Annotated in this window: 19 protein-coding genes; 6 read left to right on the forward strand and 13 right to left on the reverse strand. The window is 63.8% G+C overall.

The annotated features are described in order from the left end of the window. Positions 1-51: 51 nt before the first annotated feature. Positions 52-2,124: a transketolase gene (gene tkt / locus VGH41_RS10720; RefSeq protein WP_331597387.1), complete on the reverse strand. Its 2,073-nt coding sequence runs from the start codon at positions 2,122-2,124 to the stop codon at positions 52-54. 278 nt (positions 2,125-2,402) lie between these two features. Continuing rightward, positions 2,403-2,948: a cupin domain-containing protein gene (locus tag VGH41_RS10725; RefSeq protein ID WP_331597388.1), complete on the reverse strand. Its 546-nt coding sequence runs from the start codon at positions 2,946-2,948 to the stop codon at positions 2,403-2,405. 206 nt (positions 2,949-3,154) lie between these two features. Between VGH41_RS10725 and VGH41_RS10730 the strand changes: the two genes are divergently transcribed. Next, entirely contained in the window at positions 3,155-5,140 is a 1,986-nt protein-coding gene (locus tag VGH41_RS10730; protein WP_331597389.1) for a potassium transporter Kup, read from the forward strand. A gap of 151 nt (positions 5,141-5,291) precedes the next feature. Here VGH41_RS10730 and VGH41_RS10735 read toward each other — a convergent pair whose 3' ends face one another. Together VGH41_RS10735 and VGH41_RS10740 are read right to left on the reverse strand one after the other, a co-directional pair. Further along, positions 5,292-5,519: a hypothetical protein gene (locus VGH41_RS10735; RefSeq protein WP_331597390.1), complete on the reverse strand. Its 228-nt coding sequence runs from the start codon at positions 5,517-5,519 to the stop codon at positions 5,292-5,294. A 172-nt stretch (positions 5,520-5,691) separates the two neighbouring features. Beyond that, the gene (locus VGH41_RS10740; RefSeq protein WP_331597391.1) at positions 5,692-5,937 is read right to left on the reverse strand and encodes a DUF6723 family protein; all 246 of its coding nucleotides are present in this window, start codon (positions 5,935-5,937) and stop codon (positions 5,692-5,694) included. A gap of 298 nt (positions 5,938-6,235) precedes the next feature. On the opposite strand from VGH41_RS10740, the gene VGH41_RS10745 reads away from it, so the two are divergent. Further along, positions 6,236-7,108, forward strand: coding sequence for a DMT family transporter (locus tag VGH41_RS10745; protein ID WP_331597392.1), 873 nt, complete (start codon positions 6,236-6,238; stop codon positions 7,106-7,108). A 64-nt stretch (positions 7,109-7,172) separates the two neighbouring features. On the opposite strand, the gene VGH41_RS10750 is transcribed toward VGH41_RS10745, so the two are convergent. Then, positions 7,173-8,033 carry a LysR family transcriptional regulator gene (locus VGH41_RS10750; protein ID WP_331597393.1) on the reverse strand — a complete coding sequence of 287 codons (861 nt, stop codon included), beginning with the start codon at positions 8,031-8,033 and terminating at the stop codon, positions 7,173-7,175. Positions 8,034-8,201: 168 nt separating this feature from the next. Between VGH41_RS10750 and mdtD the strand changes: the two genes are divergently transcribed. Next, positions 8,202-9,602 (forward strand): multidrug transporter subunit MdtD, encoded by a 1,401-nt coding sequence (mdtD, locus tag VGH41_RS10755; RefSeq protein ID WP_331597394.1) that lies wholly within the window; start codon positions 8,202-8,204, stop codon positions 9,600-9,602. Positions 9,603-9,605: 3 nt separating this feature from the next. On the opposite strand, the gene VGH41_RS10760 is transcribed toward mdtD, so the two are convergent. From VGH41_RS10760 to VGH41_RS10775, 4 genes are all read right to left on the reverse strand, one after another. Beyond that, positions 9,606-10,139: a cytochrome c gene (locus tag VGH41_RS10760; protein WP_331597395.1), complete on the reverse strand. Its 534-nt coding sequence runs from the start codon at positions 10,137-10,139 to the stop codon at positions 9,606-9,608. A gap of 173 nt (positions 10,140-10,312) precedes the next feature. Next, positions 10,313-10,927: a hypothetical protein gene (locus VGH41_RS10765; RefSeq protein WP_331597396.1), complete on the reverse strand. Its 615-nt coding sequence runs from the start codon at positions 10,925-10,927 to the stop codon at positions 10,313-10,315. A 59-nt stretch (positions 10,928-10,986) separates the two neighbouring features. Beyond that, complete coding sequence (locus VGH41_RS10770) at positions 10,987-11,778, reverse strand: molybdopterin-dependent oxidoreductase (RefSeq protein ID WP_331597397.1); 792 nt, start codon at positions 11,776-11,778, stop codon at positions 10,987-10,989. A 12-nt stretch (positions 11,779-11,790) separates the two neighbouring features. After that, positions 11,791-12,420, reverse strand: a complete 630-nt coding sequence (locus VGH41_RS10775; protein WP_331597398.1) for a cytochrome b/b6 domain-containing protein — start codon at positions 12,418-12,420, stop codon at positions 11,791-11,793. A gap of 336 nt (positions 12,421-12,756) precedes the next feature. Between VGH41_RS10775 and VGH41_RS10780 the strand changes: the two genes are divergently transcribed. Continuing rightward, a complete protein-coding gene (locus VGH41_RS10780) occupies positions 12,757-13,860 on the forward strand; it encodes a TIGR03118 family protein (protein ID WP_331597399.1) in 1,104 nt (367 codons plus the stop codon). 65 nt (positions 13,861-13,925) lie between these two features. Here VGH41_RS10780 and VGH41_RS10785 read toward each other — a convergent pair whose 3' ends face one another. Next, positions 13,926-14,072: a DUF3096 domain-containing protein gene (locus VGH41_RS10785; protein ID WP_137955263.1), complete on the reverse strand. Its 147-nt coding sequence runs from the start codon at positions 14,070-14,072 to the stop codon at positions 13,926-13,928. Positions 14,073-14,353: 281 nt separating this feature from the next. Between VGH41_RS10785 and VGH41_RS10790 the strand changes: the two genes are divergently transcribed. Both VGH41_RS10790 and VGH41_RS10795 read left to right on the forward strand, forming a co-directional pair. Beyond that, positions 14,354-15,094: an SH3 domain-containing protein gene (locus tag VGH41_RS10790; protein WP_331597400.1), complete on the forward strand. Its 741-nt coding sequence runs from the start codon at positions 14,354-14,356 to the stop codon at positions 15,092-15,094. A gap of 169 nt (positions 15,095-15,263) precedes the next feature. After that, entirely contained in the window at positions 15,264-15,803 is a 540-nt protein-coding gene (locus VGH41_RS10795; RefSeq protein WP_331597401.1) for an ankyrin repeat domain-containing protein, read from the forward strand. Here VGH41_RS10795 and VGH41_RS10800 read toward each other — a convergent pair. Genes VGH41_RS10800 through VGH41_RS10810 form a run of 3 tightly spaced genes read right to left on the reverse strand, consistent with a single transcriptional unit; the run spans position 15,784 to position 18,331 of the window. Further along, positions 15,784-16,545 carry a glycosyltransferase family A protein gene (locus VGH41_RS10800; RefSeq protein ID WP_331597402.1) on the reverse strand — a complete coding sequence of 254 codons (762 nt, stop codon included), beginning with the start codon at positions 16,543-16,545 and terminating at the stop codon, positions 15,784-15,786. The genes VGH41_RS10795 and VGH41_RS10800 overlap by 20 nt on opposite strands. Beyond that, a complete protein-coding gene (locus VGH41_RS10805; protein WP_331597403.1) occupies positions 16,542-17,207 on the reverse strand; it encodes an SAM-dependent methyltransferase in 666 nt (221 codons plus the stop codon). The genes VGH41_RS10800 and VGH41_RS10805 overlap by 4 nt, the downstream gene beginning before the upstream one ends. Beyond that, positions 17,195-18,331 (reverse strand): acyl-CoA dehydrogenase, encoded by a 1,137-nt coding sequence (locus VGH41_RS10810; RefSeq protein WP_414696634.1) that lies wholly within the window; start codon positions 18,329-18,331, stop codon positions 17,195-17,197. The genes VGH41_RS10805 and VGH41_RS10810 overlap by 13 nt, the downstream gene beginning before the upstream one ends. Between the last annotated feature and the right edge of the window lie 171 nt (positions 18,332-18,502).

The raw sequence follows: 18,502 nt of genomic DNA on the forward strand, positions 1-18,502 counted from the left end.
GGCGCTGAACGCCTTCCAGACTGACTGTTTTGCCGGGTTGCCCGCTTTCGCTTACTTCTTCGCCACCCGTGCAATCTGCTCCTTTGCTGCCTCGTAGACATGCTCGGGCGTAAAGCCGAACTTGCGTTTCAAGTCGTTGATCGGCGCCGATGCCCCAAACGTACGCATCACGATCTGTGCGCCGAGGCGGCCTACGTAGCGGTCCCAGCCAATCGTCCCGGCCTGTTCGACACAGACGCGCGCATCCACATCGGGCGGCAACACGCTGTCCCTGTATGCCTGATCCTGCTTTTCGAAGATGTCCCACGCAGGCATGGAGACGACGCGCGCCGCAATGCCCTCGCCTTTCAGTTTCTCGTAGGCTTCGACGCATAGCGACACTTCGCTGCCGGTGGCGAGCAGCAGCACTTGCGGTGTCTTGCCGTCAGGCGCATCGGCGAGTACATAAGCGCCCTTCTGCACGCCCTCTGCCGAGCCATAGCGGCTGCGGTCGAAGGTGGGCAGCGGCTGACGTGTCAGCACGAGACATGACGGATGCCGCGGCTTCGACAAGGCCACGCGCCACGCTTGCGCCACTTCGTTTGCATCCGCCGGACGCAGCACCGTGAGTCCCGGCACGCCGCGCAGCGATGCGAGCTGTTCGACCGGCTGATGGGTCGGACCGTCCTCGCCGAGGCCGATCGAATCGTGCGTGAATACGTAGATCGCCGGCACTTCCATGATGGCCGACAGACGGATCGGCGGCTTCATGTAGTCGCTGAAAATCAGGAACGTCGAACCATAAGCACGCAGGTTCGACACCGCCAGGCCGTTCACCACGGCCCCCATGCCATGCTCGCGAATACCGAAGTGCAGATTGCGCCCGCCGTAGTTGTCAAACTCGAAGCTGCCGGCGCCTTCGAACTTCAGATTGGTCTTGGTAGAGGGCGAGAGGTCGGCCGCGCCGCCCAGCAGCCATGGCACGCGCGCCGCGATCGCGTTGAGCACCTTGCCCGATGAATCGCGCGAGGCAAGGCCCTTCGGATCGGCGTCGAAGTTCGGAATGTCGGCGTCCCAGCCATCGGGCAACTGATGCGCGTCGATCTGCGCAAATTCGCGTGCGAGGTCGGGATACTGCTTCTGATATGCGTCGAGTTTTGCCTGCCATTCCTTGCGCGCTGCTTTGCCGCGTGCACCGATGCCGTCGGCAAAACGCTGCATGACGCCATCCGGCACATAGAACTTCTTGTCCTCGGGCCAGCCGTAAAACCGCTTGGCGGCCGCCACTTCCTCGTCGCCGAGGGCTTCGCCGTGCGCGGCCGAACTGTCCTGCTTGTTCGGCGCGCCCCAGCCGATGATGCTCTTCACCACGATCAGCGTCGGCTTGTCCGTGGTGCTTTTCGCTTCGTTGAAGGCCGCTTCCAGCGCGGCGCCATCATTGGCGTCGTCGACGTGGATGGTGTGCCAGTGGTAGCCACGAAAACGCTCTTCGACGTCGTCGCTATAAGCGAGATCCGTATGACCTTCAATGGTCACCCGGTTGCTATCGTAGATCCACGTCAGATTCGACAGGCGCAGATGGCCCGCGAGCGAGGCGGCTTCATGCGAAATGCCTTCCATCATGTCGCCGTCGCCGCACAGCGTCCACACGCGGTAATCGAAGAGCGGCGCATCCGGTTTGTTGAAGTGCGCTTCATACCAGCGCGCGGCCATCGCCATGCCGACACTATTGCCCAGCCCCTGGCCGAGCGGCCCGGTGGTGGTTTCGACGCCGGTGGTCATGCGGTATTCGGGGTGGCCCGGTGTTTTGCTGTCGATCTGCCGGAACTGCTTGATGTCATCGAGCGTCAACGCGGCCGCACCCGTCGGCTTGCCCTCGTCGTCGAGCCCTTTCACGCCGGCCAGATGCAACATCGAATACAGCAGCATCGACGCGTGCCCGACCGACAGCACGAAGCGGTCGCGATTCGGCCACAGCGGCTCGTCGGGGTCGTACACCAGGTGGTTTTGCCACAAATGATAGGCAACCGGCGCCAATGCCATCGGCGTGCCGGGGTGGCCGGAATTGGCTTTCTGGACGGCGTCCATCGACAGCGTACGGATCGTGTTGATGCATAGCTGATCGAGGGAGGGATTGTTTTGCATGGGAAACTCCTGTTCGACGGGTAGCGACATCGCTGTGACGCGCTGCAATGAGCATTCCTACGGGAGACGGACCAGCGAAACGGCGCATGGGACACTGACGATGCGGGACTTTCAGAACAGCGTGCTGCTGCCAGCCCTCCGATCATGCGCCGATCCGCCGCAATATCCAACTATAGGCGGTGCAACGGCTCCGCGCTCGTCACGCAACAATGTCGCGTGCCTCGTCGCGTGGCTTTCAATGCTTGCAAGGCGTCTTTTCTTCGCGTAGCGCGATATTTTCAAGCCGCATGCAACCAGTGCTCGACCACCGGGCCCTGCTCGCCGTCGATCGGATCCCGCGGCGGAAACGGTAGCGCCTCCATCGCGGCAAGCTCATCGGGTCGCAGCGCCTCGCGGCGAATATCCCACTGCTGCCCGGCCGGGTAGCCTGCTACCACCTGAAAATGGCGCTCGAAGGATTGCAGGCAGTGGCCGGTACCCGCGGGCAGCAGCAATGCATCGCCTGCCGCGATCTTCACGACGCGCCCGCCCGGTCCGCCCACGATCACCTCCGCCGACCCGGACACGACGCCCAGCACTTCGTGGGCGGTGGCGTGGAAATGGTGGTAATCGAAGATGCTGTCACGCCATTGCGCGGGCCAGTCGCTGCGTTCGAACAGGATTTCGAACGCCGACGCCAGATCGCCGCTATCCGGGCGCAACGCGTGGCGGTAGATCACGACCGGCAGCTTGCGGTTGTTCGGCACCCAGTGGTGCGGTTCCAGCTTGAAGACCTCGTAGCGCTGCGCTGAAGCGTCCAGCGCGTGTTTTGCATCGTTGAACATGGTTTTGCTCCCGACTGTTGCCAGCAATCTCATGGATGCCGCATAAATCGCGCCCGCGTCACGACCACTATGGCCTGAGCTGGCCCGATGGGCGAGATCGCGGCAACCACGCGCGGAACAAAGCTTGCTTGCCACTATCGTTGCCGACCGCCCGTTGCCGGTCGCCTTTAAGCCCGTTCAGCACGACGCCTTCACGCCACCTCCCCATGCCTATTCTTCCCAGCGAAGTCCGTCCGCAGCAGCAACGCGCCCTTGAGGTGCGCGCAAAAACTACAAATCCCGCGAAGGATTCGCCTGAGGCGAAACATGGCAGCCATGCCCAGCATGCCGGCACGTCGCGCCTCGTGATCGGCGCACTGGGCGTGGTCTTCGGCGATATCGGCACCAGTCCGATCTACGCGCTGCGGCAAGGGGTGATCGATGCGGGCGCATCGTCCGGACTGATCGTGATGGGCGTGCTGTCCACCATCGTCTGGGCCGTCGTGATCGTCGTCATGCTGAAATATGTCTGCTACGTGATGCGCGCGGACAACGAAGGCGAAGGCGGCATCGTCGCCCTGACGGCGCTGGTGCGGGCCGGTTGCGCGGAGAGCGGCAAGCCGGCGCCGCGCGCGTTGCTGCTGGTGGGCCTGTTCGGCGCGGCCATGTTCTACGGCGATTCGATGATCACCCCGGCGGTGTCCGTGCTGTCGGCGGTCGAAGGATTGCAGCAGATCAGCGAGAAGTTCGAACCGTTCGTCGTGCCCGGCGCGGTGGCGATTCTGGTCGCGCTGTTCCTGTTTCAACGACGCGGCACCGCATCCGTCGGCCGCTGGTTCGGTCCGGTCATGACGCTGTGGTTCATCTGGCTGGCCGCGCTCGGCGGCTACCGGATTGCGCAGCATCCGCAAATAATGCAGGCGTTGTCGCCGTGGTGGGCGCTGCATCTTGCGAGCGAGCGGCCCGGCACGGCATTCGTGATTCTCGGTGCAGTGATCCTCGCATTGACCGGCGCGGAGGCCCTCTACGCGGACATCGGCCATTTTGGCCGGCGCTCGATCCGCGTCGCGTGGCTGGCCATTGTATTTCCGGCGATCATCGTCGGCTATTTCGGCCAGGGTGCGACGCTGCTCTTTCAAGCCGGTTCGTCGCGGCAGCCGTTCTTTGCTGCGGCGCCCCCGTGGGCCTTGATTCCCACTGTCGTCATTGCGGTGCTGGCCACGGTGATCGCCTCGCAGGCGGTCATTTCAGGGGCGTTTTCGATGACGAGCCAGGCCATCGAACTCGGCTTTCTGCCGCGCATGCGGGTGGTGGAGACTTCGCGCGAACAACGCGGTCAGGTGTACGTGCCGGCCGTCAACCTGATCCTGTTTGCCGCAGTGATATTTCTCGTCGTGACCTTCCGTTCGTCGTCGGCGCTAACATCCGCCTATGGCATCGCGGTGGGTCTGACGATGCTCGCCACGACCATTCAGATGCTAAGCCTGTCGCGCCGGGTCTGGCACTGGCCGCGCAGCGCGGTAGCCGCCGTCAGCGTGCCGCTGTTGATCATCGACGGCATGCTGGTGGCGGCCAACGTGCCCAAGATTCCTCAGGGCGGCTGGTTTCCGGTCGCGATCGGTATCGCGATGTTCGTGCTGATGACGACGTGGCATCGTGGGCGCGAAACGGATATGAAGCGCGCCGCGGCTGCCGCGCCATTGCGCGAATTCATCGAGCGCTCGCTCAACGACCCGCAACCGCCTGCACGAGTGCCCGGTACCGCGGTCTATCCCGGCAACCTGTCGGGCATGACGCCTGCCGCGCTGCACAGCAATGTGCGGCACAACCGCGTGCTGCATCAGACCTCGATCTTTTTTGCGAATCTGTCCGAGTCCGCGCCGCGCGTCGACGAGCAAACCCGCATAGAAACGCGCGCGCTGGGGCACGGCTGCTATGAAGTGGTGGCGCGGCACGGCTTCGTGGAGCGGCCCAATTTGCCGCAATTGCTGGCCTCACTCGAGGGGCGTCTGGGCGACTGGCGCTACGACCCCAGGCACACGACATTCTTTTTGCCGCGCGAGGAAGTGGTCAAGGGGCATCCCGGCGATGCCATGCAAGACTGGCGCAAATCACTGTTTGCGACACTGTCGTTTCATTCGGCATCGAGCGCCGAGTATTACGGTCTGGATGGTGAGGATGTAGTGGAACTGGGCGTGCAGGTGGTGCTGTGACGCGTCACAAATACAGGAAATCGCAGCAGCCCCCTCGCTGAGTCGTAAGGGCGCGCGGGCGGCGGCTGGAAATTCCTTCAAGCATGGAGCAACTTTGCTCAGATGCTCCATCGTTCAACCGCGCTTTTCGCTGCCGCTTCGGATGATGCCGCTATGACTTGTCCGATGAAACGCGCTGCGACTGACGGCCGCCGCCCCCCGGCGGCTCCGCCCGATCGCCGGTACCGAGCGGCACTTCGGCGGTCTGCCTGGGCTCCTGACGGGTGCGGCGCGGATCGGTGCGCGCCGCCTCTTCCTTCTGACTCTCGGTGCGTGTGCCGTCTTGCGACGAGGACATGTCCGGTTTGCGCATTTCCTCAGACTTTTTCTCATGCTGCATGAAAGACCTCCATCAATAAGCTCGCAATACATCCCATGCAGCAACAAGCGGACCGCCATCAGCCCTGGTGGACGAAATGGTTGCAGGAAAATCCCCAGCAACTTTGTAAAAACGGACCAGCGGATGAGACCTGAGCGGCACGCGCCGCAGCGCGCCGCACGGCACTGAGTGCCTATGTCTCCGGCGTGTGCCGGTCCGCCGCTACGATGGCGCGGCCATATTCGATCGCGGCGCGGCGCGCTTCGTCGGCGGTCTCATAGGGGCCCAGCTGCGGCGCTCCGTCGAACGGATACAGGATTCTCCTGTCAGCCTTGCGGACGACCTTTAACCCGCCGATATATCGACCGTCCCCCGTGCTGTGATAGCTCGCGAAGATTTCGAATTGATCGTCGGCCACATCGGCCTTGTGTCGCGCCATGTCTGCTCTCTATTCCTTGATTAGACGTTCTAATCGATGCGTGAAGGGGTGCAATGAGGGACTCGACTCCCGGGCCGGTTCGCGCGCCGAACGCGCAGCGCCGGGTGTGTTTGTGTAAACGTCGAGCAACAGGTGTTCCCGGCAGCATCAGGCAATCTTTATCGAGGCGCTGCGCCTCATCGAGATCCGAAGCGCGCGGACATCTCGATACTCAGGTCCGAATCTGGCCAGACCGCGGGCGGTCTTTCTTCTACAGTCGAGCTACCCCATCGACTCGACGATTTCCACACCGCCTGCCATGAACCTCCTCGAACTTCTTCTCCTCGCCGCTATCTGGGGTGCGTCTTTCCTGTTCATGCGGATCGCCGCGCCGGAATTCGGTCCGATCCCCTTGATGGCATTGCGCGTCGCCATTGCGGCACTGGTGCTGGCACCTGTATTGCGGACCGCAAGCGCACGGCAGCAATTGCGCAGCCATCTGTGGCCGCTCTGCGTGATTGGCGTGACCAACTCGGCCGTGCCGTTCTGTTTGCTCGCGTACGCGTCGCTCTCGGTGAACGCGGGTATGGATTCAGTCCTCAATGCGACCACGCCGTTGTGGGCTGCGTTGATAGCATCTATCGCTTTTCACGGCAGCATGAGCCGCTCACAAATGTTCGGTTTGCTAACCGGTTTTGCAGGTGTGATCGTACTGGTGCACGACACGCTCGTCGCAGGGACGCCCGGTGTGCCGCTCGCGATTGCCGCGGCCCTGATCGCCGCACTGTTCTATGGCTTTGCAGTCAATTATTCGAAACGCTCGCTGGCAGGCGTACAACCGTCGGTGGTGGCAGCGGGCAGCCAGTTGTTTGCTGCGCTGGCGCTGTGGCCGCTTGCCTTGACGTGCTGGCCGCGCCATCCAGTCAACCTCGCGACGTGGGGATACGTCGTTGTACTCGGCGTTGTCTGCACTGCGCTCGCTTACCTGTTGTACTTCAGACTGATCGCGCGGGCCGGCGCGACCTATGCGGCATCGGTGACTTTCCTGATCCCCGTCTTCGGCGTGCTATGGGGCGCCGTGTGTCTCGGCGAAAAACTCACCCCTTCGATGTTCGTCGGATGCGCGATCGTGTTGTCCGGCACGGCAATCGCCAGCGGCAAATTTTCCGGATTCAGGCTGCACCGGGCCTGAAAAGACTCATGCGGCCCGCATTGGGTCGGCCGTGAACTTGAACGCCGCGCCCAAGCGGGCGAGACTATTCGCCAATCCATGAGCCACGCAGTTCGCTGTCGTTCAACAGTTGCAGCAGCGTGCCGGCCGGACGGCTGAGCCGCCGCGCGGCCAGTGCGATGAACTCGACGTCAGGCAAGGCAGGCAGACTCGCGCTATTGACGGGCGGCGCGAGGCCGCGCGCCGCCAGATATTGCGGCCGCACGGTGACGCCCAGACCGCCGCGCGCGGCGGCAATGCATCCGGCATGACTGCTGCTCGTGCAGACCATCTGCCAGCTAAAGCCCGCTTCCGCCAACGCGTCCAGCACGACCGCGCGCGTCACGCTGGGCTCGGCCACCAGGATCAGCGGCAGCGGCTGCGTCAGATCCACCAGCGTGCCGGTGCGCGCAAGCCACTCCAGCCGTCCGGTGAACAACGGCACACCACGTTTGTCGCCCAGACGGCGCTTGCCGACCAGCAGGTCGATTGCGCCCGCTTCCAGCAATTCGTAGAGCTTGCCGGTCATGCCGATGGTGATTTCCAGTTCCACATCCGGATGCGCATTGCGAAAAGCGGCCAGCACCGTGGGCAGCGGGCCGAGCGCGACATCGTCCGAGGAACCGAGACGCACACGGCCTTTCAGACGCGGCGCGCGAAACTGCGACTCGGCGCGCGTAATGGCCTGCAGGATCACGCTGGCATGCGCGAGCATAGCCTCGCCGTCGTGGGTCATTGCAAGGGAATGCGTGTCGCGCACGAACAGGCGCCGGCCGACCTCATGTTCGAGGCGCCGGATATGTTCGCTTACGCTCGACTGCGTGAGCCCGAGTTGCCGCCCTGCTTCCGTGAAGCTGTGGCAGGCGGCCACGGTGGCAAAGGTCTTGAGCCAGATGGGATTGAGCATGCGCCATTGTTATCGGCATTGCCGATGACAGTCAACGCCCTGAGTGGGGTTCCCGATTGACCGATATGACAATAAGATGTCGGCATACCCCATTTTCATGCCGCCCATGCAGCCTGACGCTGCTTTCAGGGTCAATCGCCACGGCGGCGCGCCTGACGAGAAGTATCAATGACCAAGGAATCAAGCCAGACCGCGTTGCTCTGGATCGTTGCCGCCGGCTTTTTCATGCAGGCGTTGGACACGACCATCGTGAACACGGCACTGCCTTCCATCGCGCATAGCCTGAAGGAAAGTCCGCTCGCCATGCAGCCGGTGGTCGTCGCCTACACGCTGACCATGGCCATGCTGACGCCCGCGTCCGGCTGGCTCGCCGACCGCTTCGGCACGCGCCGGGTCTATTTCGCCGCGATCCTGATCTTCGTGCTCGGTTCGCTGTGCTGCGCGAGTGCACATACGCTCGGCCAGCTGATCGTCGCGCGGGTGCTGCAGGGCATCGGCGGCTCCATGCTGATGCCCATCGGACGGCTCGCCGTGCTGCGCAGCGTGTCGGGCGAGCAATATGTGTCGGCGCTCGCGCTCATCTCCGTGGCAGGACAGGTTGGGCCGATCGTCGGCCCGACGCTCGGCGGCTGGTTCGTTCAGGCCATCTCCTGGCATTGGATCTTCCTGATCAACGTGCCGATCGGCGCGGTAGGCCTCTTTGCGGTGCATCGCTACCTGCCGCGCGGCATCATCAGCAGCGCGCCACCCTTCGATCTGGCCGGCTGCGCGTTGCTCTCGCTCTGCATGATCGCGTTTTCGCTCGCGGTCGATTCCCCGGCACATACGCATCGCGCTGCGTGGGCCGCGGGCCTCTTCGTGCTGGGTCTCGCGTCGGCCTTCGCTTATGTGCCATACGCGCGGCGCCGCGCCAATCCGCTTTTCAAGCTCAAACTGTTTAGCGAACCTAACTTCAGCGTAGGGCTGATCGGCAATCTGGTGTGCCGGATCGGTTCGAGCGCGGTGCCGTTCCTGCTGCCGCTGCTCATGCAACTACAGCTCGGCTATACGCCGTTGCATTCCGGCCTGATGATGCTGCCCGCCGCGCTGGCAGGCATCGTCGCCAAGCGGTGGATCGCCGGACTCGTGCGGCGCTTCGGCTACGACGCTTTCCTGCTCGTCAACACGGTGATCGTGGGGGCGTCGATTGTTGCATTCGCACTCATTTCGCGTGGCACACCGCTCGTGCTCGAAATTGCCGTGCTGGCCATTTTCGGCGGCGCGAACTCCATGCAGTTTGCCGCCATGAACAGCGTGACGCTAAAGGGCCTGTCGCACGAAGATGCGGGCAGCGGCAATAGCCTGTTTTCGATGGTGCAGATGCTGGCGATGGGGCTCGGTGTTTCGATCGGCGGCGGACTGGTGAATCTCTTCACCGCGCAATGGGGCTCGGCGGCGCTCGGTTTCCGCCTGAGCTTCGTGTGCGTCGGCGTGATTACGCTGGTCTCGGCGCTCGTGTTCCGACGGCTCGACGAAGCGCCCGCCGCGGCGGTACCGAGGGGGCGCGTTGTGAGCGGCACGGGGCGTTGATCGTTACGGTTGGCCGCTATTCACGAGCGCAGCGTATTTCTCAGGCGTAATACCACGCGCATCGTAGAGAAACGCGGCGGTTTGCCAGAGCGTTTCGTCGGACTGGGTCTTGCCGAAACTCGGCATGGCGGTCATGTTCACGCCATGTTTGATGGTCCAGAACATCAGCTTCGGTGAGTTGCGGCGGCTCGCCGCAAGCAGCGCGGGCGCAGACGGCTCGATACCCTGCCCGATCACGCTGAGCGGTTTGCCGGGCGCGCCGTGGCACGCCGCGCAGCTGGCGTTGTAAAAACGCGCGCCGGCCTCGATATTCCTGAGCGACATCAGATCGGCAGGCGGAATGTCCTTGCCGCCGTAATGATGCAGCGACGCTTCATAGGTTCTGTGCAGCATCCACGCAACCAGCGGACTGTCTTTCGAACTGGCGGATACGTCGTACCGTCCGGACGAGCTGAACAGGAAGGCACCGAGTGAAGCGATGATGAGTGTCGCCACGACCGTGATGGAGGACGTGGCGACGACCTGACGCAATGGCATGTAAAACGCTCCAGAATCCGTATGGATGCATTGATCGAAGCAGCGCGGCGCCAGCGAAACCGCCCGAAGTTCCGTGCGGCAAGCTGGCAATGTGCAATCGAGGTTAGCCAATCACCCATTACGCGATTGAGTCGCGTTGATTACCATCCTGTCATCTAGGCGTCTAGAAAGCCTTACATCGGCGGCGCGACGCCGTCCTTTTCGACTACGACGCGTTGCGCCTCGTAAGCGCCCTGACCCGCAGGCGTTGCGACCACGAATACCTTCTTGCCGGCCGTCAGATCGGTCCGCGCTGCCGGCACGAACGTCACGATAGGCACGTTTTGCGGCACCGTCACCACGTTGTTGCCGCCCTTGTACGATAGCTTGAGGTCGCGGCCGCTCGTGCCTTGCACCACCGTGTCGACGTTTGCGTTGGTCATGCTGCTGTTGGGGCCGAGGTCCCATGCATAGTGGCCTTCGCCGGTGCCGCGCGCGGCTTCCGGAAACACCACGACTTCGGTGGCGGTGAGCTTGCCGTCCGTGCCGGTGGTGGCGGCCGTGCCAATGAAGGAGCCCTGCTTGATGTCGGAGAGCTGCATCGACTTGACCGCCGAGACGGTGACCGTCGGCTTCAGGTCGATCGTCACCGTGTCGCCGCTGCGGCGGTGGACCTTCAGCACGTCGCCGTCGAGCGAGACGACTTCGCCGCGAATCCGCGACGGTTTGGCTGCGGGAGTCTGTGCGAGTGCGACGCCGGCAAAAGCGAGCGTGGCCAGCGTGACGCCGAGTTTCATACGAATAGACATGGATGCTCCGTACAAGAGTAAAAGCTAGGTGCGTGGGTTGAAAGTTGAAACGTCGTGCTTCAGGAACCGCCAAACCAGTTGTAGCCCTGGTTCTCCCAGTAACCACCGGGGTAATCGTTCGTCACGCTGATCGCGACGATATGCTTCGGATTCTTGTAGCCGAGCTTGGTCGGCATGCGCAGCTTCATGGGAAAGCCGTATTTCGGCGGCAATACCTGGCCGTCGTAGGTCAGCGTCAGCAGCGTCTGTGCATGCAGTGCAGTCGGCATGTCGATGCTGGTCCAGTAGTTGTCGGCGCAATGCAGCGACACATATTTCGCGGTCGTGTCAGCACCCGCGCGTTTCAGAAAACTGGCGAAACGCACGCCGCCCCAGCGGCCAATCGCGCTCCATCCTTCAATACAGATATGACGCGTGATCTGGTCTTCCTGCGGCAGCGCGTGCAACTCATCGAGCGTCCAGGTGCGCTTGCCATTGGCGAGTCCGCCCACCTGCAGGCGGTATGCGGCGGCATCCACTTCGGGGACGTCGTCGATATCGTAGAAGGCGTTGAACGGGAACGGCCGCGTGATCATCGACTCGGGATAGGTCGGCGCGAGCTTGTTCGGATCGAACAGCAAGGCCTGCACGTCGTCGTTGAAGAAGGACATCTTGCGCAACATCGAGTTGATCGATCCGTCGGTTTTCAGATCGCAGCCGGACAGCATCGCAAGGCCGCCGATCGAGAGAATCCGCTTGCCGAGCAGACGGCGCGCCGGGTCCTTGAGTTCGCGCTGCGCGTCCCTGATGATCGACGCTTCGTGCGGCGTAAAGGTTTTAACGGCCTTGCGAGAGGGTTTGAACATAGTCATGTCTGTTTGGCTTTAGCGTCCGCGAATCATCACCAGCAGCGAGCGCGGCACGAGCGCGACCATGGCGACGTGCACCACGAAGAACGCCACCAGCACGCTCATCGCAAAGAAATGCACGACGCGTGCGTTGTCGTAGCCGCCCATCAATGCGCGTAGCAGCGGAAACTGCACCGACTTCCAGACGGCGAGCCCCGACAGCACCACCAGTACGATGTCGGCAATCACCACCAGATACGCGAACTTCTGTACCGCGTTGTAGTGTGCAAGATCCTCATGTTTGAGCTTGCCGCGCAGAGCGGCGCCCAGGTCGGCGATCAGCGCGCGCGGACTCAGCGGCAGCAGCTTGTGGCGCAGCCGTCCGGACGCGAGGTTCGCCGCGAGATAAACGAGGAAATTCGCCACCAGCAGCCACATGATGGCGAAGTGCCATAGCAGCGCACCACCCAGCCAGCCGCCCAGCGTGAACGCGGGCGGAAACTGCAAGGCGGGGAAGATCGGCGAGGCGTCGTAGATCTGCCAGCCGCTCATCACCATCAGCACGACAGCGAGCGCATTGATCCAATGGGTGACGCGGACCCAGACGGGTTGAAGCGTGTTTCGACTCACAGCAGTCTCATTGTGGTTGGCAGGTATGGAAGCCATGGCATGGTATGCGACCTGGCCTTCTGCACCTGTGCAAACAGCGGCACGCCCGCCGTTATTCCACTGCTTGAAAGAATTTTTTCTTTCAAAGATCTAACGGCATGAGCGCCCCACGTCATGCGCGATCGCGCAGACCGGATGGAATAAACGGCAAGGCGGGATCGTTCAGCATGCACTGACGACACACCACGGACGCGCACGTCGCGAGGCCTGCCTGGCTCAATGACATCGCGGCGGCGGATTGCGCGCGTTCAGAACAGCACCCGGTCACCGTGCGCTGCTGCGAGGCCTGTCGCACGACACCCGATGACACTTCACTGTTAATGAGGAACTGGCATGCGTACATTTGCATTCGCGCTCACGCTCGCGGGCGTCGCTGCGTTCGGTCTGATCGCGTGTGGTGGCGGCTCGAACAACAACATGTCGACGTCGATGTCGACGCCTGCTGCCTCGTCATTCAAGGCGACCATTCTGGTCTCCGACGGCAGCACCAGCGCAGCACACACTGATCCGAATCTGCAGAACAGTTGGGGTATTGCCTTCAATCCGACCGGGGTTGTCTGGGTCTCGGACAACAACACGCAGAAGTCGACGCTTTATGACGGTAACGGCGTCGTGCAATCGCTCGTCGTGACCTTGCCCGCGGCCGCCAGCGGTCAGCCTGCGAGTCCGACGGGCATCGTCTTCAACACCACGCCTGACTTCACCGTAACCGCCAACGGGTTGAGCGGCAAGGCGATTTTTCTATGGGCTACGCTAGCCGGCACGATTGCAGCATGGTCACCGACCGTGCTGCCAACGCAAGCCGTCACCGTGCACGACGATGGCGCCGGCGCTGCCGAATACACGGGCCTCGCGATCGCCAGCAACGGCGGCGCAAGCATGCTATATGCCGCCGACTTCCATAACGGTAGGGTCGACATGTTCGACAAGACCTTCACCAAGGTCATATCGGCCGGCGCGTTCACCGATCCGAATCTGCCGGCGGGCTTCAATCCGTTCGGCATTCAGGCGGTGGGTCAGACGATCTACGTGGCGTATGCGAAGCTCGGCCCGGACGGTCATCGCGATCAGAGCGGGGCAGGCAACGGCGTAGTGGACGCGTTCGACACCGCGGGCCATCTGATGATGCGCGTCGCTTCGGGCGGCGCGCTCAATTCGCCGTGGGCCATCGCGCTGGCGCCGGCCAATTTCGGCACGTTCAGCAACGAGCTGCTGATCGGCAACTTCGGTGACGGCACGATCAACGCGTTCGATCCAGCCACGGGTGCAGCGAAAGGCACCCTGCTCCAGGCAGACGGTTCGAAGCTCACGCAGCCGGGGCTGTGGGGCATGGCGTTCGGTAACAACGTCGACAGTCAGCCGTCCAACACGCTGTTCTTCGCGGCAGGACCGTCTGCCACGACGGGCATGTATGGGCGGATCGATATGACGCAGTAGCGTGCCTGCGGGCACCGGCCGGTGCAGTGATTTGCACCGGCCGGTCTATGGGCACGCCGCCGGCCCTAGCGAATGTGGTCGCCGAACAGTCCGAGCAAACCGATGATGATCAGGTAGAGCGCCACGATGAAGTTGAGCAGACGCGGCACGGCGAGAATCAGAATGCCGGCGATCAACGCCGCCAGCGGCCCCACGTTCGTCACGATATGCATGTGTTTTTCTCCTTTTTGTCGAAAGCGGAAACTGCGGCGTGCCGTAATGCACTCAGGTGTCACCTCTACCCACCGCAGCGGCGAAGGGTGCAGGCAGAGCAGCAAACCGCGTGCCTGCACCGGAGCGCGTGACGCTGCCGCGCAGCACGCCGGCACTGACGCGACAACGGCTATCCGCGTGAACGGCGCTCGCCATGAGGCTCGCCCGAGGCCTGCACGTCACAGGCCCTTCTGCTAACCTGAATTTTCCATTACCACAGCGTCCCCGGACGCGAATATTCATGCACATCCGGTCCTCCGCACTCAAGACAGCAACCCGTGCGGCGCTCGCGTCGCTACTCACGGTGCCCTGCTTCGCGTTTGCCCAGGCGCAGGGCTACGTCAACCAGCCGGCTAATCTGCTTGCCGGACCGGGCGACGACTATCCGGTCGTGGCGGGTCTTGCACCCAACCAGCCCGTCACGGTGATGGGCTGTGTCAGCGGCTATGAATGGTGCGACGTCGCGGTGGACGATCTGCGCGGCTGGGTCTACGGCGACGCGCTCAGTTATCCCTATGAAGGGAATTACGTACCGTTGATGAGCTATGGCGCGGTGATCGGCTTTCCGGTCGTGGTGTTTTCCCTCGACAACTACTGGGATCATTACTATCGCGGCCGGCCGTGGTATGGCGACCGCGATCGCTGGCGCAACGAAGGGCCGCCCCCGTATCAGCCGCGGCCCAACCCGGGGCAGCCGGTTTATCGGCCGAATACCGGTCCGCTGCCGCATGGCGGACAGCCACAGCCGCAAATGCAGCCGCAAGCCCGGCCCGAGCCCCGGCCGCAGCCAGGACAACCGGTGTACCGGCCCAACACCGGGCCGATGCCCCACGGCGGCCAGCCGCAACCGCAAGCGCCCGCGCCGGCCATGCGGCCCGCTCCCCAGGCGCAGCCGCAGCCGCAGCCGCAACCGCATCCACAGGCCCAGCCGCAAGGCCGGGGCGTGCCGAACGAGGGGCATCGGGAACCGCCGCAAAACTGATCACACGAGTGCGGGTGGCAATCTGCGCGACACCCCGGCACCTGCAGGCGCATCCGCAAGTGACCCGCACACCCCACATGCCGCGAAGATTCGGTATGCTTTCCTGTGGACCGTGAATGCGCTTTGCAAGGCATTCACCACTGACCGACATCACCGCACGGAGCCCCCCATGTCAGACGAACAGAACACACCGAAAACGCCGGCCAGCGCGGACATCGATCCGGACCTGGTCGAAGTGGCCCGCGAAGTCTTCGAACTCGCGCGCCGTGGCGATGCCTCGATGCTCGCGGCCGTGATCGACAAAGGCGTGCCGCCCAATCTGCGCAACGAGAAAGGCGACAGCCTGCTGATGCTGGCGAGCTATCACGGCCACGCGGACGCGGTGCGCACGCTGATCGAACACGGCGCGGATCCCGACCTGCGCAACAACAACGGCCAGAGCCCGATTGCCGGCGCGGCGTTCAAAGGTTTCAAGGCGGTGATCGAAACGCTGCTCGCGAACGGCGCGGACGTCGAAGGCGCATCGCCGGATGGACGCACGGCACTGATGATCGCGGCCATGTTCAATCGCACCGAGATCGTCGAGTTGCTGATCGCGCATGGCGCCAATCCGCAGGCACGCGACGCGTCGGGCGTCACCCCGCTCGACGCCGCTAACCGGATGGGTGCACCCGACACACCGGCGCAACTTACGAAGGCTCGCTCCTGAGACACGGATCGAGCATGCGATCCGCCGTGAGTTCCAGCGCCGCATCAGGCGCTGGAGTTCGCGCGGGCTTCAGGTTCGCGGCATGCGCAAGCCCTGCCGCCCAGCCCGACAGCGTGTCGCCGAAGCCGCCTCGCGCGCGGCTTGCATGCCGTGCGCTCGTGACCACGCGCGGCGCCGCGCTCCACGCAATGCGCGCCCCGGTCGCCAGCAACTGATCCACCAGCGCCACATCCTCGCTACACGCAAGCGGCGCGAAACCGCCGGCCCGCACGTAGGCATGCGCGCACACCCCGAGATTCGCGCCGTGCACGTGCCGATGTCCGTCGGCATCCATATAGGTCTCGCGGAAATAGTCGCGCACGTGCTGGGGATGCGCGGTCCAGTCTTCGACGCAAATCGAACCGCACACCGCATCCGCACCCAACGACAATTGCGCGGCGAGCCAGCCTGGCGAGACGCGGCTGTCGGCATCCGTGAAGGCCAGCCAGCGTGCGCCCGCGGCGAGCAAACGCTGCGCGCCGGCGGCGCGCGCCACGCCGACATTGCGCGCGCGCAGCATCAGCGTTTCGACGCCGAAATCGTGTGCGATTGCGCCGGAACTGTCCGTGCAGTCGTCCAGCACCACTACGACGCGCACGGCTTCGCCTGCCAGCGCAGGATCTCGCGATGCTTCAAGTATCGACGCGAGGCAACACGCGAGAACCGCCTCTTCGTTATGCGCGGGGATCACGACGCCAATCATGCGAGCCCCTCCTGTTGCGCAACCGAACGCGGATCGCGTGACCACACATCGAGCAACATGTCGGCGTCTTCGTGACGCGCGAGGTGCGTAAGTCCGCAACGCGAATCGAACATGGCGTGCACGCGGACCGCGGTTTGCTCAGCCGCATCGAACGATCGCCGCCAATGACAGGCGAGCAAGGTGCCGTCGTCGGACAACGTGGACTGGATGCATTCGGTCAGGCGCAGCAGATCGGCCGCATTCAGGTAGTAAGCCAGTTCGCTGATGACGATCAGATCGAACCGTCCTTCATGCGCTGCAGGCCACTCATGCGGCACGCCGCGGCGCTCGACGCGTACATGCGGCGCCTGTCCTAGCCGTTCGCGCGCGAGCCGCACGGCGGTCTCGTTCAGATCCGTGGCAAGCAGGCTGTCGCAACGGCTTGCGAGTTGCGCGCTCAATTCGCCGTTGGCGCAGCCCGGTTCGAATGCATGGCGATACCGTTCGCGCGGCAGCATGGCCATCGTCAGGAGGCGTTTGCGACGTTCGTACCAGCGCTCGCGCAAACCCCAAGGGTCGTCACAGGTTTCGTAGAGCGTGTCGAAATAGCGCTCAGCCGAACTCATGTCGTGTCTCTGGCTCAGGTTGGCGGACGCGTCCGGCGGGTTGTCTAAAGCGTCCATGCATCAACCTCGGTGATGGCTTCGGCCAGCACGCGTTCTGCCAGCGCGGCGAGATCGCGCTCCGCGTGGCTTTGCCGCAGAAAGACCGGCAGATCGGCCATCGCGCGGGCAAAGCGTTCATTGCGGCACAGCGGTGCGGCGCCGAGTGCGCGGCCCGCATGGTCCATCACGCAAGTCGCGGCCGCTTCGACGGCAAGACGCGCGCGCAGCGCCGCGACCTGAACATCCTCCATGGGGTGTGCATCGATCCGCGCGGCACTCGCGCGCAGCACTTCGGTGGCACCCGACAGCGCAACGTCGATCGCACCCAGATGAGCGAGACGGTGTGGGTCGGGCCGGGCCGCAACGGCAGCCGCGCTCATGCGAGCAATGCCCGCAGCGGCGCCGTACCAGCACGCCGCGATGCCCGCGCCGCCCTGCCAGAAGCCCGCACGCCTGACATAGTCGTGCGGTTTGCCGATCTGGATCGCCCGAGCGCCTTCAAAACGGACCTCGCCGCTCGCGCTCGTGCGCATGCCGACCGCTTGCCAGTGGGCTGTCGTGATCGAGATCGACGCTTGCTCCAGTTCGACGGCTGCGAGGATCGGTGCGTCGTCAAGCCATGCGGTGATGAGTGCGTGCGTCACGGACTGTGCGCCGGAACACCACGCCTTGGTGCCGTCGAGCCGCAGTTGGCCACCTTCGAGCGGCGTCGCGCTCACGCGCGCGTCGGGCGCTTCGGCCGCCCAGACACCCCAGCGGCTGCCCGCCGGCACCTGAGCCGGGTCGGCCGCGCCCAGTTCCGCGAGGATCGCGAGCGCATCCGTATGGCCTTCGAACAGTTTCACGAGGCCGAGATCGCGCGCGGCGACGGCTGCCAATGCGCGCCAACGCGACAGCGTCCGGCCGCTGCCCGGCAAAGGCAGCCGGTCGTAACCCGTTTCGACCAGCCGTGTGAACATCGCGCCGATGGCAGCGGGATCCGCTGCATCGAACGAGGACGCTTCGACGAACGCTTCGAGCGCGGCACCTGACGTTTTTACAGAGTCCTGATCATTGCCGGCCTCAGGCGCGTCGTCGCAGGCGAGACGCCTGCCGCGCGGCTTCGCTGCGTAATCCGTTGTGCGCATAGGTGTATCGAGCATCTTGCCTCCCTTGACCGCGTCGATTGCACTGCGCGGCCGTGCGGGGCATTGCAGCGCTCGCTGTGGTTGAGCAAGCCATGTGCCGCGCCTGCGGAGACCGGATGAGCGGCGGTTCTGCGAGCCTCCAGCATGCGCAGGCCTGTCAGGCGATAATGGCAAGATGCACGCGCC

It is taken from the genome of Paraburkholderia sp. (assembly GCF_036488795.1).
In the GTDB taxonomy this organism is placed as follows: domain Bacteria; phylum Pseudomonadota; class Gammaproteobacteria; order Burkholderiales; family Burkholderiaceae; genus Paraburkholderia.